The organism is Neobacillus sp. SRL179 (assembly GCF_984799095.1).
The window spans coordinates 1,023,519-1,048,914 of record NZ_OZ481792.1; the positions used below are offsets into that span (position 1 = coordinate 1,023,519).

The following is a 25,396-nucleotide window of genomic DNA, read 5'->3' on the forward strand; positions in this document are numbered from 1 at the left end:
ATTATGTATGAATGAGATGCTGTTGGAAGTAAATCATCTCCAAACCAATTTTTATACGGAAAACGGCGTCGTTAAGGCAGTCAATGACGTCAGTTTTGCAATCCGTGAAGGGGAAACGGTTTGTATTGTCGGCGAGTCTGGCTGCGGCAAGAGTATAACGGCATTATCTTTAATGCAGTTAATTCCTGAAAATGGAAAAGTTGAAGGCGGCGAAATAAACTTTGGTGGAAAAAACTTGCTAAAGTTAAATAAAAAGGATATCCGTCGTCTTAGAGGCAACGAGATTGGGATGATTTTTCAAGAACCAATGACTTCGTTAAACCCAGTTTTCACCATCGGAGAACAAATGATTGAACCTATACAGGAGCATTTATTATTAAGTAAGAAGGATGCTTATAAAAAGGCGATGGAACTTATTACAATGCTGGGTATCCCGAATGCTGAAAAAATCGTTAATCTCTACCCGCATGAATTAAGCGGCGGGATGCTTCAAAGGATCATGATTGCTATTGCCATTAGCTGTAATCCGAAACTTATCATTGCTGATGAACCAACAACTGCTCTTGACGTGACCATCCAGGCGCAAATTTTGGATTTGTTACGTGATATTAAAACGGAGTTTCATACGTCTATCCTGTTGATCACCCACGATCTTGGCGTTGTCGCGGAGATGGCTGATTATGTCGTTGTGATGTATGCTGGGAAAGTGGTGGAGGAAGGGCCAGTTCTTGAACTTTTTGCCAATCCACAGCACCCGTATACAAAAGGATTGTTGAAGGCTAAACCGGTTATTGGTGAACGGAAAGATCGTCTATATACGATTGCAGGGCAAGTACCTAATTTAGTGGATTTACATGAAGCCTGTTACTTCGCTGATCGATGTGAACATGCCATGGATATTTGCCGAGTCAAGCAGCCTGTATTAAAGGAAATGAACAAAGGACAAAAGGCAGCCTGCTGGTTATATGAGGATGGTGCAAAGGCATGAGCGAAACATTATTAGAGGTTACTAATCTGAAAAAATATTATTCTTCCTCAAAAGGAATGTTTAAGAAATTTGGGGATTCTGTGAAGGCAGTGGATGGCGTTAGTTTTACCATTAACAAAGGTGAAGTATTTGGCCTTGTTGGTGAATCTGGAAGCGGTAAGTCTACCATTGGTAAAACAATTTTACGACTCCACGATAAAACTGACGGAGACGTAAAATTTAAAGGTAAAGATATCTTTTCTTTATCCAAAAAGGAGCTTCGTAATCTTCGTGTTCAGACACAATTAGTATTTCAGGATCCATTTAGTTCCCTAAATCCAAGAATCCGGGTAGGCGAAGCCATCGGAGAGGCAATGGTCGAGCATGGATTAGTTTCTAAACAGGAAGTCCGCGAACGGGTATTAGAAGTTATGGACAAGTGTGGTCTATCTCCTTTTCATATTGACCGCTATCCGCATGAATTTTCGGGGGGACAGCGCCAGCGGATCGTGATCGCCCGGGCAATGGCCTTAAATCCAGAGTTTATTGTCATGGATGAACCTGTTGCCGCACTTGATGTATCCATCCAGGCCCAAATTATCAATCTATTTAGTGACCTGCAGAGGGAAAATGGCCTATCCTATTTGTTTATCTCGCATGACTTAAGTGTGGTGGAACATCTATGCAACAAGATTGCGATTATGTATTTAGGGAATATCGTGGAACTGGCATCGAAAGAGGAGTTATTCGATCATCCGCTCCACCCTTACACTAAAGCACTTCTATCAGCTATACCAATACCTGATCCAACAGCAAAGCGCGAACGAATTATTTTAAAAGGGGATATTCCCAGTCCCATCAATCCCCCTTCAGGCTGTAAATTTCGGACTCGTTGCCCCATGGCAACCGCTCTTTGTGCGGAAAAGGTACCTGATTACCGTAATGCGGGCGGAAATCATTTTGTTGCGTGTCATTACGTTTAACATCATACTCATTAAAAGAGACAAAATAGGTCAATCTTATTTTGTCTCTTTTTATTTCTCATTACAGGGAAATCACCTAGCCCACCCCTTTTCATATATATATAGAAAAGCAAAATGGGTGTGTTGTAATGTTTGGAAGGAACCACGAATTGATTAAATGGGTGACCACCTGTCTCCCAAAGGGTGCGGAAATACAACTTAAAGGAAACCAAGCCGTACTTCAAAAGAGGGATATAGATGGGGATGGAATAGATGAGGTATTTGGAATTTTTACCTATCATCAACAGCGCCATTTATTTGTGTTGAAACATTATTATGGATCTTTTTTTCATTATTTTCCTATACCGTATGAGGTTTTAAAAAGAGCCATGCAGGAGCTTGGAGCTTCATGCGAAGACAGATCAGTCTATCTTTTTCCAGTAACTATGAATGAAATAGGAGGCAGTAAGTGGGGATATATGAATGGGAAAGGCAATATTGTCCTTACTGCCATTTACGATTTTGCTGGGGATTTTCAGGATAACGGTTTAGCCATTATCGGTCTGATGGGCAAATCAGGTCTAATCGATACAAGTGGGTATTTTATTGTAAAACCCAAATATGATACGATTAATCCCTTTTCAGAAGGCCGTGCAATTGTGAATGATCAACAAGGATTTAAGGTAATTGACGAGAGTGGTAAGGAAGTTACGAAAAAGGCCTATTCGCTTATTGTCGGGGACTATAATGAAGGACGTGTGCGGGCAGTAGAAACCAATGAGAACGGACAATACCTCTACGGATATTTGAATAAAAGAGGCAACGTGGTGATTCCCATTTCCTACGAATCTGCAAGTGAGTTTACGCAAGGGAAGGCAGTTGTAAAAACAAAAGATGGCAGGTTTGAATTAATTGATCTTACAGGGAAGGTATTACAATCCTACTCTTACGCTTTCGTAGGTAATTATGGTCAAGGCTTACTTGCATATAAGGAAAGGAACGAGGAGAAATTTGGTTATCTTGATGAACGGGGAAATACAGTCATAAAACCTCAATTTACTAGTACAGAGCCATTTATTGGCGGGCAAGCCATTGTTAGTTTATCTGAAAATAATAGGGAACTCTTTGGTGTAATTGACCGAAAAGGACAATTTATCATTAAGCCAAACTATAATCATATCTTGTATCTAGAGGAAGAGCGGTATGCAATCGGAAAAGAGATTCTCCCGCAGCAGTCTTGTATGAAGTCAATTTATGCTTTAGCCGATGCGAATGGACATATTTTAACAGGATTTATCTTTAATGAAATAACCAACTTTCAAGATGGTCTTGCATCTGTTTCCGATGATACTCTTACGTTTATGATTGATAAGCTCGGAAAGAAGATGGAGCATCTCCCCATCGTTAAAGGTAGCGGCAGGTTAAACTTTGATAAAACCTTAATCAAGGGTGAAATTGACAATCGTCTTTTGTATTTTAACCAAAACGGTGTGGTAATCTGGATGCAGTCAACTGTGATGCCGTTAAATAAAGATTATGCTGTTGTTGAACATAAATATAGGCCAAATAAGGATTATTTAGTCTATTATCCGCAAATTGAAGGATTACAAAAGCCAACAAAAGTGAATGCCTCATTAAAAGAGCTGGCCGGAGTTGAACCTGTGCCCCCCCATACACAGCTGGAAGCCAATTATACAGGGGATTTTGAAGTCACCTTTTACAAGAAAAATTTATTGGTAATCAAGATAAACGGGTATGATTACCCTTTCTGTGCAGCCCATGGAATGCCAATTAGAAGATACGCCCATATTAATCTGAAAACAGGGGCGTTATACCAGCTAAAAGATTTATTTAAGCCTAATAGCCCTTATGTACGAGTCATTAGTGAACTAATCAGCGATCAGATGAACAGCAATGATCAGTTTTCTTCTCTCTTTCCTGATGAATACCACGGAATAAAAAAAGACCAGCCTTTTTTTATAAGTGAAACTGGATTAAACATTTACTTTCTCCCATATGAAATTGCTGCCTTTGCAGCCGGATTTCCTACGTTTGAAATTCCCTTTGAAGACATTAAAGACTTGGTCAATGTAAATAGTGAATTTTGGCAATCATTTCATTAGCAATAGTTCACTCGAGCCCATTTTTTCAAAAATAAGAGCGGGAATCGTTTCGGATTCCCGCTTGATTATTATAGCTGTTTCCTTCGATAAATGAACCAATAGCATCCAATCCCTATGAGGAGTAATAAACTAACAGAACCGGGGAGCACGTAATCTGTAAACGTGGGTTCCACGTTTTTACTGGTTTCAGTCGGAGATATTGCTTGTTCTGTCTTCTTTGGAATTTTCGAAGCAGAAACAACCGTATTCACAGCAACAGTTTGTATATGATGATCTATTTGCACATTAGATAAATACTTTTCTTGATTTGAAGCCGCAAAAACATTTGACCCTAATAGAAAAAACAACAGTGAAGCGAGAAACGGAATTTTCTTAAACATCATTTTCAACTCCGATATATTGTTATCTTGTTGTCATTCTATCACCATTTCCTCAAGGTTATATCAAGTTGCACGTAATGTTCACAAACCTTTCGAAATTATAAAAACTTTTCCGCTCAAGTCGAGCGGTTTTTTGTGAAGTAAAATTTTATAAAGAACGTCATTATTCGTTATAATAGATTTGTGATGAGTATAACGAAAAATAGTGCACTGTCATAATTTTTCCTTCCTGGTTAAATAATAAACAAAAAAGGGAGGAATTTAGTTTGGAGAATAAGCAGGATAGTAAGTTTGAGGAAACCTTTCTTCCAATGACTTCAATTGGCAGTGGGATTGGGATGTCAGTGCAGCCCGATGTATATTGCTACACGGATCAAATTGTCAATATCGTTCTAGTTGGAAATCCAAATGTGACCCAGGAATTTGTGCTGATTGATACTGGCATGCCAGGGTCAGCAAATGAAATTAAAAGTATGGTTCAAGAGCGTTTTGGAGAGCATGCCAGCCCTAAAGCGATTATATTAACCCATGGACATTTCGATCATGTGGGGTCGATTGCTGTCTTGTTAGAAGAGTGGGACATCCCAGTCTATGCCCATGAGATAGAACTTCCTTATTTAACAGGGAAAAAGGATTATCCACCAGGTGATCCGAATGTCGACAGTGGTCTTGTGGCCAAAATGTCACCTATGTTCCCAAATCACGGAATTGATATTAGTGCCCATGTTCAACCGTTACCGGAAGATGGGACTGTTCCAAACATGCCAGGATGGATATGGATTCATACCCCTGGACATAGTCCCGGACATATTTCCTTATTCCGTGAAAGTGACGGTGTATTAATTGCCGGAGATGCTTTTGTGACCGTGAAGCAGGAATCCCTTTATAAAGTGATGACACAAACACAAGAGATTAGTGGCCCTCCGAAATATTATACTACGGACTGGAATGCAGCCTATGAATCCGTAAAAAAATTATCAGAATTAAAGCCAGCTATAGCCGTAACTGGACATGGGCAGCCGATGAGCGGGGAAGACCTGGCTGAAAATCTTAACTATTTGGTAGAACATTTTGATGAAATTGCCAGACCTGATAGTGGAAAATATGTTAATTAATATGCTGTGGAGGTTGCTTTTTCAAGCAGCCCTTCTTTTTACAGATTTTGTTCTTAATAAAGAATGTATTATCGCATATATTTTTAGAAAGACTGGTGAGTAATCACCGATGATTAAGGAGGGGGCCATGAAACTTTGTATGTTTTTGTTAGTGGCAGGTATATTAGATGCCGTTCTAACTCATTTTGGAATTACTGCTGGGTTTGTTGATGAAGGGAATCCCTTTATGAAGCTGCTCATTGAAAAAAGCTGGTCTTATTTTTATATTATAAAAATTCTACTTCCCCTGTTACTGCTTGGTTTGTTTTATCTAAGGCCATTTAAAAGAAAGATGAGAACATTACTGCTATCCACTTGTGTGCTATACCTCTCTGTTCTTGTCTATCACATGGTTTGGATCATCCTCTACCTTCATACTTTCTCATAATTCCAAACTAGACACCCTTCATGTAATACGTTAGTATCAATACGATATCGAAAAACAAATAATAAGAAAAGCAGAAGTGCAGACTGGCACAAAAGCTGAACTGTTATCACCGATTTCTTTTGATAAAAATGAGCGATTAATAAAGGAGTACAAAATGTTAACCAAATTAAAACCCTTTTTGCAGGAAGCTTGGCAAAAATCAGGATTTCAAACACCGACATCCATTCAAAACACCGCTATCCCACTAATTTTAGAAGGCAAAGATATCATTGCAGAATCTCCAACCGGAACGGGTAAGACGCTGGCTTATTTGCTTCCATTGTTAAATAAAATTGATCCTAATCTGCCTTCCCTGCAGGCGGTTGTATTAGCCTCTTCGCAGGAACTGGTTATGCAGGTTTATCAAGAATTTCAAAAGTGGTCGGAAGGGAGCTCCATTAGAGGAACGTCCATCATTGGCGGGGCAAACACGAAGCGGCAGCTAGAAAAATTAAAAAAGCGTCCTCATGTTATTTTTGCAACACCTGGACGGTTACTAGAGCTCATTAAGCAAAAAAAAGTGAAAATGCATGAAGTGAAAATGATTGTTCTTGATGAAGGAGATCAGTTATTGATCCCTGAGCATCTTACTACCGTACAACAAATTGTGAAATCCACGATGAGCGACCGCCAAGTTGTCTTATTTTCCGCAACCATGAAACCAGCGACAGAAAAATTAGCCAAAGAAATGATTAATGAACCCGAGGTTTTGCGTATTAAAAAAGATGAAATGGCTTCTTCGGGAGATGTAGAGCATATTTATCTCTCCTGTGAACCACGGGATAAAATTAAGCTTTTAGAAAAAATTGCCCGTTTAGAACATAGTAAGTCTCTTGCCTTTATTAATGACATTGGCGAGATTCAAGTTTTTAAAGAAAAACTGCTTTTTAAAGAATTATCCATCGGTGTCTTGCATAGTGACATGAAGAAATTAGAACGGCAGGCAGCCTTAAAGGCCTTTCGAGATGGGAAAATGAACATGCTGATCGCGACAGATATTGCAGCGCGCGGCCTGGATATTCAAGGTGTAACCCATGTTGTCCAGATTGACTCGCCAAAAGATATTGCCCAATATGTACACAGAGCTGGCAGGACAGGAAGAATGGGGGCAAATGGGACAGTAATCTCGCTTGTTACCGAGCGTGAAGAACGTGAATTGAAAGGGTATTGTCGAGAGTTGAAAATCCCACTTCAAAAACGAGTTTTTTATCAAGGGAAAATCGTTGCGGAAGAGCAAAGAAATCAAAAACTAAAACGATAAGAGAAACGGCAGTGGGAGAAATTCCACTGCTTTTTTGTCATAAAAGGAGGATTTTTCAACTCAACCTTGAATGTAAAGAATGAAATAGGAGGGAAAAATATGCATGATCCAAAACTAAAAAAGTACTATGATGAGTGGCTTGAAGAGGCGACCATCAGCCAAATCCAAGAAAAATTAGCGAGTGGCGAGTTAAGTTCTAAAGAACTTGTTCTGATCTACCTACATAGAATATCTATTTTTGATAAGGGGATTCACTCTATCCTTGAGGTTAATCCAGATGCCTTGCACATTGCGGAAGCACTTGATGTGGAGCGAAAGAACTCTGGACCACGAAGCCCCTTACATGGTGTTCCCATTTTAATTAAGGATAATATCGATACACATGACAAGATGCATACAAGTGCAGGCTCGCTGGCCTTAAAGGATTCCATTGCCTTAAAGGATTCATTTGTTGCGGAGCAATTGCGTAAAGCGGGTGCCATCATTCTTGGAAAAACCAATATGACTGAGTGGGCCAATTTCATGGCCTATGGAATGAAAAGCGGCTATAGCTCTAGAGGCGGTCAAGTCCTCAATCCGTATGGACCGGGAACATTTGATGTAGGCGGTTCGAGTGCAGGTTCCGGTGCCGCCATTGCCGCCAATTTTGCGGCTGCTGCAGTAGGGACAGAAACATCTGGGTCAATCTTAAATCCATCCTGTCAAAATTCGCTAGTCGGAATTAAACCAACGGTTGGTCTCATTAGCCGCCGCGGAATTATTCCAATTGCCCATACACAGGATACAGCAGGGCCGATGGCAAGAACCGTGGAAGATGCCGCCATCTTATTAAGCAGTCTTTGTGGACAGGATGAGGCGGACCCCATTACGCTAACAAATCCATTAGTGGGAACAAATTTTACTGATTTTCTGTTAAAAGATGGTCTCAAAGGCAAAAGAATTGGTATCGCAACAGAAGGATTTTTAGATTTATTAAGTAAAGAAAAGCAAGAAATCGTTAATGCGGCTTTGGAGATTCTGAAAACTTCGGGAGCAGAAGTGATCGAGAATATTGAAATTCCGTCAGCAAAAGCTGAGTGGAAATATGATGTTTTAACCTATGAATTTAAACCGGATTTAAATGCCTATCTGAATGGTCTCCACCCTTCCGTCTCGATTCGAACGCTGGAGGACCTTATTGCGTTTAATGAAAGGAATAAGGAAAGAATGCTAAAGTATGGTCAGGCTGTTTTATTGGAATCACAAGAAACAAGCGGAGCTTTAACTGAAGAAGCATATATCGAGGCATTGGAGTATGACGCTTACCATTCAACCAAGCAGGGAATCGATTTTGCTTTAGAAAGTCAGGATCTTAAGGTGATTGTCATTCCGAGTGACGAAGGCTCGCATATAAGCGCAAAAGCAGGTTATCCAACGATTACTGTCCCAATTGGTTATACGAAAGAGGGAGAACCGGTGGGAATTTCCTTTGCAGGTACTGCGTATAGTGAACCATTGCTAATCCAAATAGCCTTTGCATTTGAACAATTGACAGGTTACCGGAAAGCACCTATTCTCAGGGAAGAATAACTGCGGCAGTTTTCACCGATACTAACATTACATTTTCGAGAAGGAGATGGTAGTGTGGGAAGACAAAAATTAGGAAATGCCAATGCCCAGCGTAATAACAACCGTAAAAAGGGCATGAAAAACAGTGCTGAATTAGTGGAATTTTCAACAGGCGAAGATTTAAAACGAAATCGTCCGAATAGCAAATAATAAAGTACGCCTCCAAAAGGAGGCGTTTTTTGAATGTATTCAAATTTACCCTTCTTTAAGCACTTCCAACGCTTTGTTTGTTGGACCTTCGATGACGTCGCCTGCATAGGAATAACGTGAACCGTGGCATGGGCAATCCCAAGATTTTTCAGCATGATTCCATTCACATTCACAGCCGAGATGTGTGCAAGTGGTATCCACAATATAAAGTTTGCCATTCTCGTCCTTATAGGCACCTGCTCTTTGCCCATTATACAAGACAACGGCACCTTCGCCAGCCTGAATATCTTCTGGCGCCTTTTCGATAAGTTCAAGTTTGCCTTTAATAAGATGTTTAGCCACATCGACATTTGTCGTGATCGCACTTTTTACATCAGGGTCGGGATGGAATCTTGATGGTGAATAAAGTTCATGGTACGGATTACCGCGCCCGACAACATAATCGGTCAACAAATGACCAGCTAGAATTCCTGTTGTCATCCCCCATTTTTTGTAACCGGTTGCCACTAAAACGTTTTGCCTCGCCTCGGTAAGCGGGCCAATGTATGGCAGCTTATCCAATGTCACCATATCCTGGGCAGACCAACGGTAATGGTATTCTTTTAAACCAAACGTTTTTTCAGCAAATTCTTGGAGTGCTTCAAAGTGCTTTAATGTGTCAATTCCCTGACCTGTTTTGTGATTTTCCCCGCCAATAATCAATAACTTTTCGCCATTCTCTAATGGAGTGTATCGGATTGATCGTGTAGGGCTATCTGCACTAATATACATGCCGCCTGGGTAGTCTTTATTTGTTTTAATCCCAATAGCATAGGAACGGTCAGGGTACATCCTTGCAAAATAAAGCCCAGGTTTATCGTAGAAAGGGAAATGAGAAGCAATGATCACCTGACTGCAGGTAACTCTGTGTCCAGACTTAGTGATCACTTTTGGCTCTGATTCATCATCCTCAATGTCTTCCGCAACCGTATTTTCATAAACCGTACAGCCATTCTTTACAGCTTCCTCTAGTAACCCTTTTAGAAATTTAAGCGGATGATACTGGGCTTGGTTGTTCATTTGAAGTGCGATTTTCGTTTCAATGTTAAAGGGAATGGTATCCTTTAAAGACCCATCAATATCAAGACTTTTATAGGCCTCCCATTCAGTTTTAAGCTTGTCAGCATATTCATCAGTAGTTGCATAAATGTAAGCATCTTCCTTACTGAAATCACAGTCGATTCCATTCTCGTTCACTTTACTTTCAACAAACTGGAGGGCCATAATATGGGATTCATAATAAAGTCTAGCTTGTTCTTTTCCAAAATGATTGAGCAATTCATCATAAAGAAGACCATGCTGAGCGGTTAACTTAGCGGTTGTGTGACCGGTTGTCCCATTTAGGACATTGCCTGCTTCTAAAATGGCGACCTTTTTTCCTTCTTTTGTCAATAAATAGGCAGCCGTTATACCGGTTATTCCTGCTCCAACAATCGCAACATCGACTGATACATCTTGTTCTAATTGATTAAATGTGGGTAATTCTATTTCACGCCAAAACGTTCTCGGAAATTTTGCACTTTGATTCGATGAATTCATAGGTTCGCCTCCACCATCATAATATTCACTTGTGTAATTTTCCCTAAAATGACAAAAACATGTGGAGGTTGGGAAACTTTATGGGATGAAAAAAGAACCCTGGCAGGGTTCATGAAATGTTTTAGTAGAATTCGGGGACAGTCTTACTGAGAATCATGGTCGGATTTTATTTTATCAATCCGTGTTGCATCGTCTGAATGGAGTGACTCGCGAAGAAAGTGGAAGATGATTCCACCAACAAAACCTAAACAAAGGACAAAACCGATGGTTGTAATCCACCAAATTGCTGCCATTGTTCATCCCCCTTTTTGTAGCATGAGTGTCTAGAAAGGTCTCAAGCTTACCTAAAATATATGCGCAAGGGGGAATAATTCTTCCAATGAATAAATGCTTTATTTTAATCCCTTTTCTTCAGTTCTGCATAATAATCGACCTTTTTTATATTGACTCCTACAAAAGTCTCAATGATTGATTGGCCGCCAGCAATCGAGAAAATTAAGATAATGACGAAGGTTACTTTTGGAAAGAGCAAATAGGCCCCGCCCAGTAAAATGGCACTCCAAACTCCGGCACACCAATAACATTTCAATAAATAGCCAAACGTAGAAGTGGGAATTTCCTTTGTTTCCACTCCATCGGCTGTTTCCACCTTAACTTTTTTAACAAACGGCTTTCGAATAAACTCCGTGATTTTATCAAAAACAATTAAATGGGTTAAACGATAACTAGCGAGTATTAACATAATATAGGTCATCCATGAAATTTCACTCAAATCTCATTCCTCCCCAAATTCCTTAAAAAAATTATATTTTGGTTGCTTGTATATTTTGAGCCTGAAATCAAAATTATATATTCGGAGGAGGCGAAAAAATGAAAAAATCTTTTTGGTTTAGTTTACTGTTCTTTCTTTCATTATTCTGCTTGCCAAGTGTTTCTTTTGCTCAGCAAATCTATACTGTTCAGCCAGGAGACTCACTTTGGAAAATTGCCGTCAGGTATCAAGTCGGTATAACTGAAATTATTCAAGCCAATCCGCAATTTAAAAATCCAAACCTGATTTATCCAGGGCAGAAAGTGACTATCCCAGATTTGGGTGGGATAAAGTCAATTGAAAGCCAGGTTATTCAGTTAACGAATCAGGAGCGCGCAAAAAATGGCTTGTCCGCCATGACTCCTGATTGGGAACTTTCAAGGGTAGCGCGTTATAAAGCCATGGATATGCGGGACAAAAACTATTTCAGTCATACAAGTCCGACCTATGGAAGCCCGTTTGACATGATTAAGAATTTTGGGATTTCTTATCGTTCTGCAGCAGAAAACATTGCGGCTGGGCAAACCACACCAACAGCGGTGGTACAGTCATGGATGAACAGCTCTGGGCACCGTGCTAATATCTTAAGTTCTAACACCCGAATTGGAGTAGGCTACGCTAAGGGCGGCTCCTATGGCCATTATTGGGTTCAAATGTTTATCTCTAAATAGGAAGTAGAAAGGGTCAGTTCTCCCAATGGGAGACTGACCCTTTCTACGTCTTAGGACCGATATAAAAATCAAGCTCTAGCGCAATTATGGGAATGAAAGAAAAAAGGTAAGATGATATCAAGATAAAGAAAAGGAGTGAAAAACAAAATGAAAAAATTTGGTTTACTGTTAGCGGGCGGTGTTGCAGCAATCATCTTGCTTTCAACCATTGGTCCCATGGTAGGTCTGCTCGTAAGTTTGGTGCTTCTGTACTTCATATTCAAACAGTTTTTAAAAGCTGAATCCACGTTAGCTAAGGTTGGGTTAGGGATCATTGGATTTATTGTATTAATGACTTCCATCCATCATGTGCCCGCCATTATTGGTGTAGCGGCAGCCTATGTCCTATACCTAGTTTATAAAAAGTGGAATGAAACTAAACAAACTAAAATCTACGAAGAGTCTGATCCATTCGTCAATTTCGAAAGACAATGGAATGAATTAAAAAAATAACAAGCAATTTTAAAAGGAGAGAATAACCATGACAAACTTATTTACAAGAATTAAAAACACGATTGCTGCAGATTTAAACGAGGCGCTTGACCAAAAAGAAAAGAAAAACCCAATTGCCTTGCTCAATCAATACCTTCGCCAATGTGAACAGGAAACGGATAAAGTAAGAAAGCTGCTTGAACGTCAATATACCTTAAAGGATGAGTTTACAAGAGAATATCATCAAGCAGTGGAATTGGCTGAAAAAAGAAAATACCAAGCTGAGATTGCCTCTAAAGCAGGTGAAACTGAGCTTTACCAATTTGCTTCAGCCGAGCATCAGCAATATGCAGAACGGGCCAGCCGCTTACATGCATCACTTGAACAAGTAAAAGGGCAGCTTGAGGAATTAGAAAGAAAGTATCAAGAAATGCAGCACAAATTAAAGGATATGCATCTGCGCAGAATGGAATTAATGGGACGGGAAAATGTAACACGGGCTAATCTACGGATGAACCAAGTACTTGATGCTCAATCATATTCCGACCAGTCCTACTCAAAGTTTAAAGATATTGAAAACTATTTGGACCGTTTAGAGCATCAAGTGAATAGTTCCTTTTATCGCAGCACAATCGATGCAAGAATTGCGCAGCTAGAAAAAGAAACAAAATTGGATGAAAGCAAGTCCATTTAGTAGGAAAAAATGGTATTCTATAAGAAAAGAGCAAGCGCCTTGACTGAGGGCGCAATAGCTAGACGGTAAAAAAGGCGTAGACTTCTACGCCCTTTTGAGCATAGAGAATAATATTAGCATGGATATAGTTTATCATCCAAAGGCAATAAAAAGGGAGGGTGGCCAATGTTTAAAAAGACAAATAATGATTATATAAGCTGGCTGGTCATAGTTGGCATCGTCATATTGCTTTTGGAGATCTTATTTTTCAACAGAGGGCTGATTTTCTCTCTTTTTATTGCGGGCGGGATGATTTATTTAGGAAGAAAAAAAGCTGGGAAAAAGCTAGGGAAATTTCTTTTTATCCTAGGACTAATTTTTTTCATTTTAAGCATTGTCAATATGATGACCTTTAAGTTTTTATTAATGGCAATATTAATTCACTTTTTTATACAATTTTTAAATGCTAAGAAACAACCAAAAAAAATCATGCCTGAACTTGTTGGATTAGAGCCAAGCCAGCAAGAAGAAACTATGATCAACACGGAGCCATTATTTAGAAATATCCTCTTGGGGCAGCAAAAAACGCCGATGGGGGTATACGAATGGGAAGACGTAAACATACAGACAGGAATTGGTGATACAATCATTGACCTTAGTTACACGATGCTGCCGAAAGGGGAAACAGTGATATTTATTCGAAATATCATTGGAAATATTCATATCCTGATCCCGTATGAAATTGAAGTAAGCATTCACCATTCTTGTATTGTAGGTTCGACGAAAGTGTTTGGCAACCATGAATCAAAGCTTTTTAATCAAGTTTTTCATCTGAAAACTCCAGCCTATGAACAGTCAGAGCAAAAAGTGAAGGTTTTCACTTCGCTTGTGGTGGGGAATTTAGAGGTGAGCCGGATATGAGTACAATCCAGCGTCAAATTGTCTGGAGTGTTGGCTTTGCCTTTCTAATTGCTGTTATGGTCGGTACAGCGCTTATTTTTGTTTTCCCCTTAGCGAGCTGGTCTGAATTATGGACGAGAGATTTCATGGATATTCCAATCATTATTTTTGTGCCAGCCTTTAGTGTTGCAATCGGTATATTGCTAGGAGGTACTTCCGGCTTTTTTTGGCGAAAACAATTTCTGTCGATTGAACACTCCCTGCATCAATTGGAGGAAGGCCGAGCAGCTGAAGCAAAAGGGAAGGCTTCTGTTACGGAAATGCAGGCGATTGTCGAAAGGATCGATAAAATCGGTAAACAAATGTCAGAACAAGCTAAGCTATCGCAACGTTTGGCAACTGAAAAGGTTGAAGATCAGGAAGAAAGAATTCAGGGAATTATTGAGCAGGAACGAAACAGGCTTGCCCGGGAATTACATGATTCCGTCAGCCAACAATTATTTGCTGCCTCGATGATGATGTCAGCGATTAATGAGACTAAACAACAGTCAGAAGTAGAAAATGACCGCGAGGCTAAACAATTAAAACTGGTAGAAGAAATGATTCACCAATCGCAACTGGAAATGCGTGCACTCCTTTTACATCTGCGCCCAGTAGCTTTGAGAAATAAAACTCTGCAAGAAGGAATTGAAGAGCTTTTAATCGAATTATCTTTGAAAGTAACAATGGATATTAATTGGAAAACCGAGGATTTTCCGTTGGATAAAGGTGTGGAGGATCATCTTTTCCGTATTTTACAAGAGTCTGTTTCAAACACACTAAGGCATTCAAAAGCAAGTAAACTAGATGTTTTATTGATCAAACGAGATGATCTTGTCATTTTAAGAATTGTAGATGATGGAATCGGCTTTGAAGTCAATGAGATGAAAGCAGGTTCTTATGGCATGCAAAACATGCACGAGCGAGCCGTTGAAGTGGGCGGTACATTAAAAGTCATTAGTGTTAAAAATAAAGGGACAAGGCTGGAAGTAAAAGTTCCGGTGATGGTAAATGGAGATGGTACAAATGATTAGGGTAGTATTTGTGGATGACCATGAAATGGTGAGAATTGGCGTTTCCTCTTATTTATCGGCCCAGCCTGACATTGAAGTGGTCGGTGAGGCAGACGATGGGAAAAAGGGCGTAGAACTTGCTTTAGAGCTTCGCCCTGATATTATTTTGATGGATTTGGTCATGAAAGAAATGGATGGGATTGAAGCTACCAGACAAATTATTGAACAATGGCCAGAAGCGAAGATCATTATTGTCACGAGCTTTCTGGATGATGAAAAGGTTTATCCTGCGCTTGAAGCCGGGGCAACAAGTTATATGCTGAAGACCTCTAAAGCAGGTGAAATTGCGAATGCCGTCCGCGCTACCTACCACGGTCAGTCTGTACTAGAACCTGAAGTTACTGGGAAAATGATGGTGAAAATGCGCCAGAAGAATACTCATTTGCCGCATGAAGACCTAACCAGCAGAGAGCTGGAAATTTTATTATTAATGGCCCAGGGGAAAGCCAATCAAGAGATTGCTGATGAATTATTTATCGCTTTGAAAACGGTGAAAACCCATGTTAGTAATATTTTAAGCAAGTTGAATGTCCAAGATCGGACGCAGGCGGTAATTTATGCGTTTAAGCATTCGTTAATTAAATAATCTTTTAGAAGACTTTCCCCACGAAGGTCTTTTTTTATTTGCAGGAGGGTGACAGTGCCCATGAGAGGGAAAAAAAGCGGTCAATGGGCAGTGTGAGAGGGTGACAGTGCCCATGAGAGGGAAAAAAAGCGGTCAATGGGCAGTGTGAGAGGGTGACAGTGCCCATGAGAGGGAAAAAAAGCGGTCAATGGGCAGTGTGAGAGGGTGACAGTGCCCATGAGAGGGAAAAAAAGCGGTCAATGGGCAGTGTGAGAGGGTGACAGTGCCCATGAGAGGGAAAAAAAGCGGTCAATGGGCAGTGTGAGAGGGTGACAGTGCCCATGAGAGATAAAAAAACCGGTCAACGGGCAGTGTGAGAGGGTGCAGTGACCACGAAAGGTAAAAAAAGCGGCCGACAGGAAGTATGAGTGGGCGATAGTCCCAATGAGCTTACAAACATGATAACTTTGTTTCATCATGACGCTTCCTTCTAAAAAAATCCCCTACTAATCTAACAACTTGTCTCATAAGAATATAGTAGCGAGATAAGAAAGAGGGAATTGTACATTGGCTATTTATTATCGTGGGATTTTTTTTCTAGCTGCTTCTGCGTTTTTGGGTGAAGGAATAGAAGTCTTAATTAATATGATTCTTGCGAAAGAATTGGGGTCACATGGGTTAGGACTTTATATGACTATATTGCCTTCAATTTTTTTAATCGTCTTATTGTCTAGCTTTGAATTACAAGTTTCCATATCTAAATTCATCGCTGAAAGGGAGGAACGCTACCACCGAAATATCCTTTATCATGCTTTAACAATTACGATCATCTTCACCAGCGTCTTTTTTTTACTAGCTGCCGCCGTTCTTCCGTTCATTCCTGTATTTAATACCTATCATCCATATGTCCGATGGCTTGTGATGATCCTTATTCCTGTTATTTCCTTTACATCTGTTGCTAGAGGATATTTCATGGGGATTCAGCAGATGGGGAAAATAGCTATTTCTAACTTTCTTAGGAAATTTATTCAACTCGGCGGTCTGTTTATTCTATTTCGTTTCTTTGAATTTAATTCAGAGTCAGCTCTGCTTATTGCTATTTGTGCACTGATTGGCAGTGAAATAGTGGTTTTCCTTTATTTATTCTACATGTTTACCATCCAATTTCAGCAGCTGAAGCGACAGCCGTTTTCAAATATGAATCGAAAAGTGGTCCGAAAAAATTTGATGGCCGTGTCTATTCCGACAACAGGATTACGACTTTTTTCGGCGTTTACCAACGCAATTCAACCGTTTATCATAAAGGCAGCTCTCGTTTACTCAGGAATGTCCAGTACATTTGCAACAGAGCAATTTGGGCTGCTGATGGGTGTAGCCATGTCGATTGGCTTTTTCCCTGCTTTTATTGCGCATTCTTTGATGATTGTGCTCATCCCCGCAGTCTCTAAAACGTTTTCGGAAAAGGATTATTCTACCCTACAAAAGATGCTTCAACAAGTGATGAAATTAACCCTATTGTATGGAATAACAGCAGTGACGATTTTCTATTTCTTTGCACCAGAATTAACATCTTTATTCTTTAAATCAGCAATCCCTGCTGTTTACTTACAGCTGCTTTGGCCATTTTTCTTATTTCATTTCTTTATCATGCCCATGCAGGCATTTTTGATTGGAATGGATATGCTAAAAGAGGCATTTATTCATATCATTTGGTCCACCGTTGTTTCGTTTGCCTTAATCCTATGGCTTGGTTCTTCACATGATTGGCAGATGAATGGGGTTATTATAGGAATGAATACAGGTTCTATTTTATTAGCGCTCATGCACTATCTAACGATTTGTAAGAAAATTGGAATCTCTATATTTTTGAAGGGGATTGTGACCGAAGCGACAGAGCGGTAAAAGTTTTTTTAAAAATATCCTTCTAGGTGTAGGGGAAGGTGTTGTTCTTACCGTCTATTACTATGTAGGTTGTTTATTGAAGGGAAGGACGGAGAAAATGAACGCACCATCTTTTGAAAATATCGTAATCGAATATGGAACTGCCATTTTTAAATATATTTTTTCGCTTGTAAAACATAAAGAACTTGCCGAGGATCTTTATCAGGAAGTATTACTCGCTGCTTATCTAGCATATCCGTCTATAAAGGAGCACTCAAAATACAAAAGCTGGCTGTTTACCATCGCCGTAAACAAGTGCCGGGATTATTGGCGTAAAGAAAATAGGTCAAAGCATTTTTGGCGGGAAGAGGTTTATTCCTATTCCGTTACATTGGAATCCACGACCATCCCTGAAGAAGAAGTCTTACATAAAGATTCCGCTAACCAAATGGCAGAAAAGGTAATGACATTACCTCAAATTTATCGTGACCCTATCTATCTTTATTACTATCAAGAGTTGTCACTTCTTGAAATCGCAAAGAAAAGTAATCTCCCCATGTCAACCATAAAAACGAGAATGAGAAGGGCAAAGGAAAGATTACGTCCGAAAATGCAATCGCTGGCTTGATTAGAAAAAAAGGGCTTGGCAAGTGCCAAGCTCCTTTTGGTTTAATCTCTGCTATTAACAATTCCTAGAATACGAAGGATACTAATAAATAGGTTAATAAAATCTAAATAAAGATTTAGGGCCATTAGGGGTACTTCTTCGGCTCTTACGCCATAATGCTTCATTCGGCTGATATCAAAAAGAACATAACCGCTAAATACTAATACGCCAATAAAAGAGTAAGCCAGCATCCCTGTTGAACTTAATGGAAAGAAAATATTAAAAATCGAAATGGCTACTAATGCTAATAGTGCTGCTAACAGAAATCCTCCTAAGAAGGAGAAATTCTGTTTAGATTTTGCTGCGTAAACGGCAATTCCGGTAAAAACAACGGTCGTGCTGGCAAATGCCATTACAACCACGTTTGCACCAGAGGTTAGTAAGTAATGAGCTACGATTGGGTACAAAGTGATCCCTGAAATAAAGGTAAAGATATAAAGAAACGAGTAGGAAATCGCTTTTCTTCTTCTGAAGAAAAAAGCTGTGATCAGCATGACGAATTCTAAGATCATTAATGGCATAAATAAACCAGGTGGTACAACAAAAGCGCCTGCCATTGTTCCTAAGAAGGCAATTGCCAATGAAAGAGCAAACGTCCGTAAAACGGAGGGCATATATTGAGTAGATGTTTGTGTATACAAAGATTTTCACCTCTACATTTATTTGATACTAAAGATATACGAAAAAGTGGTCAAGATGTTTCATTTTTTCTAAAAAAATCTTTTTGTTCTTTTAATAGGTCCCGAATTTCAGTGAGAAGTTCTTCCTGACGGTCCACTTTTACCTCAACTTTCACGGGTTCTTCCTTCTTTTTAAAACGATTTATGAATTTTACAAAGAGAAAAATAGAAAAAGCAATAATGAAAAAATCCACCACAGTTTGAATAAATTGACCGTATTTTATCTTTCCATATGTCAGGTCAGTAAAGTCAACTACGCCAATAAAAAATGCTATCAATGGCATGATGATATCTGCAACAAGGGAAGAGACAATTTTCCCAAATGCCCCGCCAATAATGACACCGACAGCTAAGTCAATCACGTTTCCTTTCATAGCAAACTTCTTAAAGTCACTCCACATGAAAAATCCCTCCAATACTTCTTACCTAATTGTACATTGTATCGCTTTTTTATAAACAAAGAAACAGGTTAAAAAGTAATTAGCATTTATTGGAAGGGGAAGTTTTGCCGTTACTGCTATGAAATCAATTTCATTTTGATTGCCTTAACCGCTGCATCTGTTCGGTTTTTGGCAGCCAATTTTTGTATGATGGCTGAAACATAGTCCCTTACTGTGTAGCTGCTAAGATGAAGTTTTGAGGCTGCTTCATTAATAGAGGCTCCATTAGCAATTAATTGGAGAACTTCTCTTTCCCGCACTGTTAGGATGGATTGAGCACCGCCGAACTGTTGCAGTGCTTCGTCCCAAATAGAATACAACATTTCTCCAGCGTAATGGCCAAATTTAATCAGTGTGGTCATTGTTTCAATGGAAAGCTCAAATTGGGAATCAATCCCTTGGTCCAATAAAGCAATACCGAGAAGCTTGCTTTTTGTTGGCGCATAGATAGGTAGTACCACTAACGATTTCAACTGATACTCATGGACATATTTTTTGGGCAATACATCTGCCGCATTTGGAAAATAAAGTGGCTGCGAGTGGGTCAGTTTAGGTAAATATTGATCAATTAAGGGCAGCGTAAAAATTTCTTCCCTAATTTGTTGAATGGTGGTATCGCTTACATTATAGCCGGAAACCCCTACCCCTTTTTCCTCATAGTGATTATATAAAAACAGAGCGCAGCGCGTGAACGGCATATAATTTACTAATCCCTGGGTAATGGCCTTCACCGCTTCCTCTGCATTCGGTGAGTATAATAAGTTTTGTAAAAAAAGCAGTGACGCATCCTTCCATTCTAGCTTACTTTCCAATTGGTGAAGCTTAAATTGTCTAAGGTACATACCCTTAATAAATTCAATTTGTTGATCAGTAATAACCCGGGTGTCATCTTCAAGGCAAAGGAGAAGAACATCATGTAAACAAGGAATTTGGATAATCCTGTCTTCACTATGACGTGCGCCAATCAATTTGCTAATTGCCAATGAAAGATGGTCAAGTTTGTTTGCCTTTAAACTTGTGCAAATATCAAGTAAGTCACTGCTCGCGTCGTTTCGGGCAGAACTTACCACTGTTTCAACCTGATATTCCTCCTGATCTTTGTTTACTACAGCCATCCACTTTATAGGGACGGCATTCGTAGCTATGATGGTTTTGATCCATTTTCGATTTGGTTCCTCAATCGTTTGTGATAAAAAGGTTTGATCAAGAATCCGTGAGAAAAATGCCTGGATGGCTTGGTGATCAAGAAATGTCGTACTAGGGTTTTCGGCAATCAATTTATGAAAAATATTTTCAATAGTCGTTAAAAGAAAAATTGATTCATATTCATCATATTTACTGGAAAAACGATTCTGCCATTCGGTCAGCAGGGCAAAAATAAAGGAATCCACTGTAGAGGTATTTTCCTCGGACACCTTGAAAACAGCAATTTGAATAATAGAATCAAACTCTTCTACTAAATTTTCATTCCTATATTGCAAGGTGGATAATTGTTCCTTCCATTCTTTTAAAAATGGGTTTTTAAGCTCAATTAAGAGAGTTAACCCCTTTAGTAAAAGCTGTTCCATCTTGTGCTTCATTGTCCTACCTCCTCCATCAACAACGTTTTTATATAGTACGTTGAAAAAATTTCCAATATGTCCGTATTGGAAAGCGTTTACCCGACATTTAACGGGGGCTGATTATTTTCCCGATATTTTTCGTGATTGTCGGCATCATGCAAGGAATGTATGCTGAAAGAAAGTTTATTTAAAAATTCAGAAAATAGGAGGGGTATGATGGACAGTTCTATTGAACTATTAGAGGGGACGACAAGTAAAAAAATGTTTTGGTCGGCCTTAGCTACAGGAGTATTGGTGTTAGGGTTACTATTAGTCTCGTTTGGTATTTCTGGTGTTGCCTATGCAGTACCCATAGCAGGCGTCGGTGACTTTTATGTAGAGTTTGATAAATTGGAAGGGAATAATTACACCTTTTATCCAAAAATGGGTGAAACGAGCAGTTCTGATTCGGCTCCACAAGGGACAAATTTAATTGAAACCCTGACAATCGACAATCTCCAATTGTACAAGGATTTTGAAGTGGGCGGCGACTGGATTCGTGTTAAGATTGCGGCTTCTAAGCCTGTGCAAATTACAGGACTCCAGCATGATGCGGGGTTAATTGAAGCAAATGCTAAATTCCAGAATTTAGTCCTCCAAGAAAAACATAGTGATGACTGGCAAAAGCAATTTCAGCAAACTTCCTCAACCATTATACTAGAACACGCAAAATTAAAAACTCACTATCTATTTCAAAAAACCATTAACATGAATGGTATGCGCTTAACCGTTGAAAAAATAGATAAGAAATAGGAGGGGGGATAACAAGAATGAGCTTTAAAAAGTGGCGAAAAAAAAGACCCTTGTGGGGAGCTACTATCACGATCCTTAGCGGACTCATGATTTTATGGGTGCCCTTAAACCTTTATCTAAGTACATTTCTACCTGGGTCGATAGCCGTCATTGGATTATTATTTGGCGGGATCATTACCTTAATTGGAATAGTGGCTTTGTTTTTTCCCAATGCTTCTAAAATCTTAGGCATCTTTACCATTTTTCTATCTATTCTTTCTGTTATTGGTGCATTAGGAGGGTTCTTATTTGGAACCCTTTTCGGAATAATTGGCGGTGCATTATTAATGGCGTGGAGACTGGCCCCGGCAAAAGCGAAGGCCACACCGTCAAATAATATGGAAAAAACGGCGCATACCGTCTGAAGGGGAGCAAAATCATGTGGTGGAAACGCAAGTACCTTTTGTTTGGCTTATGTACTCAACTGCTAATGATGACTTTGTTCTCGCTCGGTGAAAGTGTGAAAGCTGAAAATACATCGGACGAAGGTTTTATTATCGAGGCGGACCGGGTCGTTGGCTCCGGCATGTTTGCGACCATCGTGAAACAAGAGACTTCCGGAAATGATGGAAAGCCCATGCTGCGGATACAATATAAATCTGCAGCCATCTACGGAATGAAATTAACAAAACAAATTGAAACCCCAAAGGGTACTGTAACCGTCAGCCTAAAAGCAAAAGGCCCGGTTACGGTAAAGGATATGACCGTTGATACCACGGCCATTTCTTTTAAAGGGGCTTGTATAAAGGCTGGGGAGACGATTCCGGAACTGGGAATGGAGGACGTAGCCATGGCAGCACATTATATGAAATCTGTCGATAGCTTGATTGAACAATTAACCCTCAGTACATTGTCAGGAAAAGCAGCACATCAAAAGCCTGAGAAAATTAAAACGCTTCAGGACTTAAGCATGCTGCCTATAAATCAAGTAAATAAAGAAATTGATAACATAACAAACGGCCATTTACCATTACTTTGTGGGACTGGTTCAACGGCTGAAGACCCGTCAGATGAAATAGGGACCATTACCAATCCGCTTCCAGATTCCCTTGAAGTGGTCACCAAACCACTAGATCCCATAACAAAACCGTTGGAGCCTGTACTAGACCAACTTGATCCCGTGTTAGAACCACTTGAACCGGTGTTAGAACCACTTGAACCAGTTTTAAAACCACTAGAACCCGTTGTTAAACCATTAGAACCTGTATTAAAACCGCTTGATCCTGTAACGAAACCAATGGAACCTATTGTCTCTGGCACAACCGAAGCAGTAAACCAAACGCTTCAAACGGTATGTGATCGAGTCAAGGATGCAAAGGGAGTTATTACTAAAGAGTTAGCGCTCGAATTAATTGATGAGGGGATTGAGAAAAAGTTACCTTTGAGTAAGATTTGTACGAATGATACAACACTCATGACTCAACTCCAAAAGGTAGAGGAAGGCCTTCTAAAATCACTTGGATTATTAGATCTGTTAGGGAAAATAAAGCTTGAAGATCCAATCCAGCAGCTTTATAAAATGCGGGAAAAGATAGAAAAAGAAAAAAACGGAGCAATTATTTATTCTCCATAAAAAAGAGCTGGGAAAGGTCAGTCCGAGTTTTTCCATTTTTATGAGTTAAGTATTCTACATCAGCGTACTACTTAAAAATTAATCCTAACCCCGACGTAGCGCCTCTCTACATCGGTTTACAAAGTAGAAATCAATCCTAACCCCGACGTAGGCCCATTCTACATCGGTTTACAAAGTAGAAATCAATCCTAACCCCGACGTAGGCCCATTCTACATCGGTTTACAAAGTAGAAATCAATCCTAACCCCGACGTAGGCCCATTCTACATCGGTTTACAAAGTAGAAATCAATCCTAATCCCGACGTAGGCCCATTCTACATCGGTTTACAAAGTAAAAAACAATCCTAATTCCGACGTAGCGCCTCTCTACATCGGTTTACAAAGTAGAAATCAATCCTAATCCCGACGTAGCGCCTCTCTACATCGGTTTACAAAGTAGAAATCAATCCTAACCCCGACGTAGGCCCATTCTACATCGGTTTACAAAGTAAAAAACAATCCTAACCCCGACGTAGGCCCATTCTACATCGGTTTACAAAGTAGAAATCAATCCTAATCCCGACGTAGCGCCTCTCTACATCGGTTTACAAAGTAGAAATCAATCCTAATCCCTATATAGGATTGATCGCCCATTGTTATATTTATAAAAAAAGTCCTTACCGAATCGGTAAGGACAGTTCCTTTTGTAGAATTAAAAAGCCCAATTTCCTGCTCTGAAGACTGGTTCTACCTTTCCATCGGCGGTAATACCATCGATGTCCATTTCAGCTGAACCGATCATGAAATCAACATGCGTGATACTTTCGTTAAGGCCATTCTTTGCTAATTCCTCAGAAGACATTTTCTTACCGCCTTCAATACAGAATGCATAGGCACTGCCAATCGCTAAATGGTTCGAAGCATTTTCATCAAATAAAGTATTGAAGAAAAGAACATTCGATTGTGAAATAGGCGAGTTAAATGGAACAAGTGCCACCTCACCAAGATAATGTGAACCTTCATCTGTTTCAACTAATCGTTTCAAGATGTCTTCACCGACTTCAGCCTGAACACCAACAATTTTTCCGTTTTCAAACGTAATCGAGAAACGGTCAATAATATTGCCGCCGTAACTTAATGGTTTAGTGCTTGCAACGGTGCCATTAACACCCGTTTTTAATGGAACAGTGAAGACTTCTTCCGTCGGCATGTTGGCCATAAACTCAAAACCAGCTTCGTTTACACTGCCTGCACCAATCCAAACATGCTTTTCTGGAAGCTCAATTGTTAAATCCGTACCTGGAGCAGTATAATGCAACTTTTTATATCTTTTTTCGTTTAAGTAGTGTACCTTCTCATGAAGGGTTTCATCATGTTTTTTCCACGCCTCGACTGGATTGTCTGTATCTACTCGGACAGCTTTAAAAATAGCATCCCAAAGTTTATTGACTTGATTTTCAGCAGGTTCATCAGGGAATACCATAGCAGCCCAGTCTTGTGAAGGAACCGCAATAACAGTCCAGCTGATTTTGTCAGTCTGTGCGGCTTTACGATAGGGAGCTAACGCCTTTCCAGCCGCCTTTTGAAAGTTTGCGATCCGTTCAGGATTGACACCTTTTAACAAGTCTGGACTTGATGAAAGGACAGACATAAAGGCAGCTCCTGTTTCGGCAAGTTCTACCTGTTCTTTTGCACGCCAGACAGGGTACTCTTTGAACGCTTCATCTGGAGCTAAGTCATATTTTGTTTTGGTAACCGTATCATCGTTCCAATTAACAATGACATTTAGTGCACCAATTTCATAAGCCTTTTTGACAACCAGTCGAACAAATTCTGCTGCATCTAAGGCCGCATTGACGACTAAGGTTTGGCCTGGCTGAACATTTACGCCGACCTTAACAGCAAGCTCAGCATACTTTTCAAGATTATTTCGAAATTCACTCATATGTATAGCTCCTTTTTTCAGAATC

At 39.7% G+C, this 25,396-nt stretch carries 27 protein-coding genes; 19 read left to right on the forward strand and 8 right to left on the reverse strand.

Features of this window, described 5'->3' with window-relative positions; translation table 11 throughout:
- Nucleotides 1–7: 7 nt before the first annotated feature.
- The 3 genes from AC4E8C_RS05010 (at nucleotide 8) to AC4E8C_RS05020 (ending at nucleotide 4,052) form a co-directional block, all read left to right on the forward strand.
- A complete protein-coding gene (locus tag AC4E8C_RS05010; RefSeq protein WP_490210768.1) occupies nucleotides 8–988 on the forward strand; it encodes an ABC transporter ATP-binding protein in 981 nt (326 codons plus the stop codon).
- Entirely contained in the window at nucleotides 985–1,950 is a 966-nt protein-coding gene (locus AC4E8C_RS05015) for an ABC transporter ATP-binding protein (protein ID WP_490210769.1), read from the forward strand. Before AC4E8C_RS05010 ends, AC4E8C_RS05015 begins: the two co-directional genes overlap by 4 nt.
- 128 nt (nucleotides 1,951–2,078) lie before the next feature.
- Entirely contained in the window at nucleotides 2,079–4,052 is a 1,974-nt protein-coding gene (locus tag AC4E8C_RS05020) for a WG repeat-containing protein (RefSeq protein WP_490210771.1), read from the forward strand.
- 68 nt (nucleotides 4,053–4,120) lie between these two features.
- Here the strand turns inward: AC4E8C_RS05020 and AC4E8C_RS05025 are convergent, their stop codons facing one another.
- On the reverse strand, nucleotides 4,121–4,435 hold the full coding sequence (locus tag AC4E8C_RS05025) for a hypothetical protein (RefSeq protein ID WP_490210772.1): 315 nt from the start codon (nucleotides 4,433–4,435) through the stop codon (nucleotides 4,121–4,123).
- A gap of 308 nt (nucleotides 4,436–4,743) precedes the next feature.
- Between AC4E8C_RS05025 and AC4E8C_RS05030 the strand changes: the two genes are divergently transcribed.
- The 5 genes from AC4E8C_RS05030 (at nucleotide 4,744) to AC4E8C_RS05050 (ending at nucleotide 9,032) form a co-directional block, all read left to right on the forward strand.
- Nucleotides 4,744–5,547 carry an MBL fold metallo-hydrolase gene (locus tag AC4E8C_RS05030; protein ID WP_490212476.1) on the forward strand — a complete coding sequence of 268 codons (804 nt, stop codon included), beginning with the start codon at nucleotides 4,744–4,746 and terminating at the stop codon, nucleotides 5,545–5,547.
- A 127-nt stretch (nucleotides 5,548–5,674) separates the two neighbouring features.
- A complete protein-coding gene (locus tag AC4E8C_RS05035; protein WP_490210773.1) occupies nucleotides 5,675–5,974 on the forward strand; it encodes a DUF5658 family protein in 300 nt (99 codons plus the stop codon).
- A 154-nt stretch (nucleotides 5,975–6,128) separates the two neighbouring features.
- Entirely contained in the window at nucleotides 6,129–7,274 is a 1,146-nt protein-coding gene (locus AC4E8C_RS05040; protein ID WP_490210775.1) for a DEAD/DEAH box helicase, read from the forward strand.
- A gap of 99 nt (nucleotides 7,275–7,373) precedes the next feature.
- Nucleotides 7,374–8,843 (forward strand): amidase family protein, encoded by a 1,470-nt coding sequence (locus AC4E8C_RS05045; RefSeq protein WP_490210776.1) that lies wholly within the window; start codon nucleotides 7,374–7,376, stop codon nucleotides 8,841–8,843.
- Nucleotides 8,844–8,897: 54 nt separating this feature from the next.
- A complete protein-coding gene (locus AC4E8C_RS05050) occupies nucleotides 8,898–9,032 on the forward strand; it encodes a hypothetical protein (protein ID WP_490210777.1) in 135 nt (44 codons plus the stop codon).
- Between the two features lie 45 nt (nucleotides 9,033–9,077).
- Here AC4E8C_RS05050 and AC4E8C_RS05055 read toward each other — a convergent pair whose 3' ends face one another.
- The 3 genes from AC4E8C_RS05055 to AC4E8C_RS05065 all read right to left on the reverse strand — a co-directional run bounded on the left by AC4E8C_RS05055 (nucleotide 9,078) and on the right by AC4E8C_RS05065 (nucleotide 11,382).
- Nucleotides 9,078–10,610, reverse strand: a complete 1,533-nt coding sequence (locus AC4E8C_RS05055) for an FAD-dependent oxidoreductase (RefSeq protein ID WP_490210779.1) — start codon at nucleotides 10,608–10,610, stop codon at nucleotides 9,078–9,080.
- A 143-nt stretch (nucleotides 10,611–10,753) separates the two neighbouring features.
- On the reverse strand, nucleotides 10,754–10,903 hold the full coding sequence (locus AC4E8C_RS05060) for a hypothetical protein (RefSeq protein WP_490210780.1): 150 nt from the start codon (nucleotides 10,901–10,903) through the stop codon (nucleotides 10,754–10,756).
- A gap of 104 nt (nucleotides 10,904–11,007) precedes the next feature.
- On the reverse strand, nucleotides 11,008–11,382 hold the full coding sequence (locus tag AC4E8C_RS05065) for a DUF1360 domain-containing protein (protein ID WP_490210782.1): 375 nt from the start codon (nucleotides 11,380–11,382) through the stop codon (nucleotides 11,008–11,010).
- A 98-nt stretch (nucleotides 11,383–11,480) separates the two neighbouring features.
- Here AC4E8C_RS05065 and safA point away from each other — a divergent pair, with 98 nt between their 5' ends.
- From safA to AC4E8C_RS05105, 8 genes are all read left to right on the forward strand, one after another.
- Nucleotides 11,481–12,092, forward strand: coding sequence for a SafA/ExsA family spore coat assembly protein (gene safA, locus AC4E8C_RS05070; protein WP_490210783.1), 612 nt, complete (start codon nucleotides 11,481–11,483; stop codon nucleotides 12,090–12,092).
- A gap of 147 nt (nucleotides 12,093–12,239) precedes the next feature.
- Nucleotides 12,240–12,584 (forward strand): lmo0954 family membrane protein, encoded by a 345-nt coding sequence (locus tag AC4E8C_RS05075; RefSeq protein WP_490210785.1) that lies wholly within the window; start codon nucleotides 12,240–12,242, stop codon nucleotides 12,582–12,584.
- 28 nt (nucleotides 12,585–12,612) lie between these two features.
- Complete coding sequence (locus AC4E8C_RS05080) at nucleotides 12,613–13,257, forward strand: PspA/IM30 family protein (RefSeq protein WP_490210787.1); 645 nt, start codon at nucleotides 12,613–12,615, stop codon at nucleotides 13,255–13,257.
- 165 nt (nucleotides 13,258–13,422) lie between these two features.
- Nucleotides 13,423–14,157: a cell wall-active antibiotics response protein LiaF gene (liaF, locus tag AC4E8C_RS05085; RefSeq protein ID WP_490210789.1), complete on the forward strand. Its 735-nt coding sequence runs from the start codon at nucleotides 13,423–13,425 to the stop codon at nucleotides 14,155–14,157.
- Complete coding sequence (locus AC4E8C_RS05090; RefSeq protein WP_490210791.1) at nucleotides 14,154–15,209, forward strand: sensor histidine kinase; 1,056 nt, start codon at nucleotides 14,154–14,156, stop codon at nucleotides 15,207–15,209. Before liaF ends, AC4E8C_RS05090 begins: the two co-directional genes overlap by 4 nt.
- Nucleotides 15,202–15,834 carry a response regulator gene (locus tag AC4E8C_RS05095; protein ID WP_490210792.1) on the forward strand — a complete coding sequence of 211 codons (633 nt, stop codon included), beginning with the start codon at nucleotides 15,202–15,204 and terminating at the stop codon, nucleotides 15,832–15,834. The genes AC4E8C_RS05090 and AC4E8C_RS05095 overlap by 8 nt, the downstream gene beginning before the upstream one ends.
- A gap of 546 nt (nucleotides 15,835–16,380) precedes the next feature.
- Complete coding sequence (locus AC4E8C_RS05100) at nucleotides 16,381–17,715, forward strand: polysaccharide biosynthesis protein (RefSeq protein WP_490210793.1); 1,335 nt, start codon at nucleotides 16,381–16,383, stop codon at nucleotides 17,713–17,715.
- A gap of 97 nt (nucleotides 17,716–17,812) precedes the next feature.
- Entirely contained in the window at nucleotides 17,813–18,322 is a 510-nt protein-coding gene (locus AC4E8C_RS05105; protein WP_490210794.1) for an RNA polymerase sigma factor, read from the forward strand.
- A gap of 41 nt (nucleotides 18,323–18,363) precedes the next feature.
- On the opposite strand, the gene AC4E8C_RS05110 is transcribed toward AC4E8C_RS05105, so the two are convergent.
- From AC4E8C_RS05110 to AC4E8C_RS05120, 3 genes are all read right to left on the reverse strand, one after another.
- A complete protein-coding gene (locus AC4E8C_RS05110; protein ID WP_490210796.1) occupies nucleotides 18,364–19,002 on the reverse strand; it encodes a Bax inhibitor-1/YccA family protein in 639 nt (212 codons plus the stop codon).
- A gap of 50 nt (nucleotides 19,003–19,052) precedes the next feature.
- The gene (gene mscL / locus AC4E8C_RS05115; RefSeq protein WP_490210797.1) at nucleotides 19,053–19,442 is read right to left on the reverse strand and encodes a large-conductance mechanosensitive channel protein MscL; all 390 of its coding nucleotides are present in this window, start codon (nucleotides 19,440–19,442) and stop codon (nucleotides 19,053–19,055) included.
- A gap of 116 nt (nucleotides 19,443–19,558) precedes the next feature.
- Complete coding sequence (locus tag AC4E8C_RS05120) at nucleotides 19,559–21,061, reverse strand: response regulator transcription factor (protein WP_490210799.1); 1,503 nt, start codon at nucleotides 21,059–21,061, stop codon at nucleotides 19,559–19,561.
- A gap of 198 nt (nucleotides 21,062–21,259) precedes the next feature.
- Here AC4E8C_RS05120 and AC4E8C_RS05125 point away from each other — a divergent pair, with 198 nt between their 5' ends.
- Genes AC4E8C_RS05125 through AC4E8C_RS05135 form a run of 3 tightly spaced genes read left to right on the forward strand, consistent with a single transcriptional unit; the run spans nucleotide 21,260 to nucleotide 23,447 of the window.
- Nucleotides 21,260–21,835 (forward strand): DUF6230 family protein, encoded by a 576-nt coding sequence (locus AC4E8C_RS05125; protein WP_490210801.1) that lies wholly within the window; start codon nucleotides 21,260–21,262, stop codon nucleotides 21,833–21,835.
- A gap of 17 nt (nucleotides 21,836–21,852) precedes the next feature.
- Entirely contained in the window at nucleotides 21,853–22,239 is a 387-nt protein-coding gene (locus AC4E8C_RS05130; RefSeq protein WP_490210803.1) for a DUF6114 domain-containing protein, read from the forward strand.
- Nucleotides 22,240–22,253: 14 nt separating this feature from the next.
- Nucleotides 22,254–23,447, forward strand: coding sequence for a hypothetical protein (locus AC4E8C_RS05135; RefSeq protein ID WP_490210805.1), 1,194 nt, complete (start codon nucleotides 22,254–22,256; stop codon nucleotides 23,445–23,447).
- A gap of 691 nt (nucleotides 23,448–24,138) precedes the next feature.
- Here the strand turns inward: AC4E8C_RS05135 and AC4E8C_RS05140 are convergent.
- Nucleotides 24,139–25,371, reverse strand: a complete 1,233-nt coding sequence (locus tag AC4E8C_RS05140; RefSeq protein ID WP_490210806.1) for an aminopeptidase — start codon at nucleotides 25,369–25,371, stop codon at nucleotides 24,139–24,141.
- Between the last annotated feature and the right edge of the window lie 25 nt (nucleotides 25,372–25,396).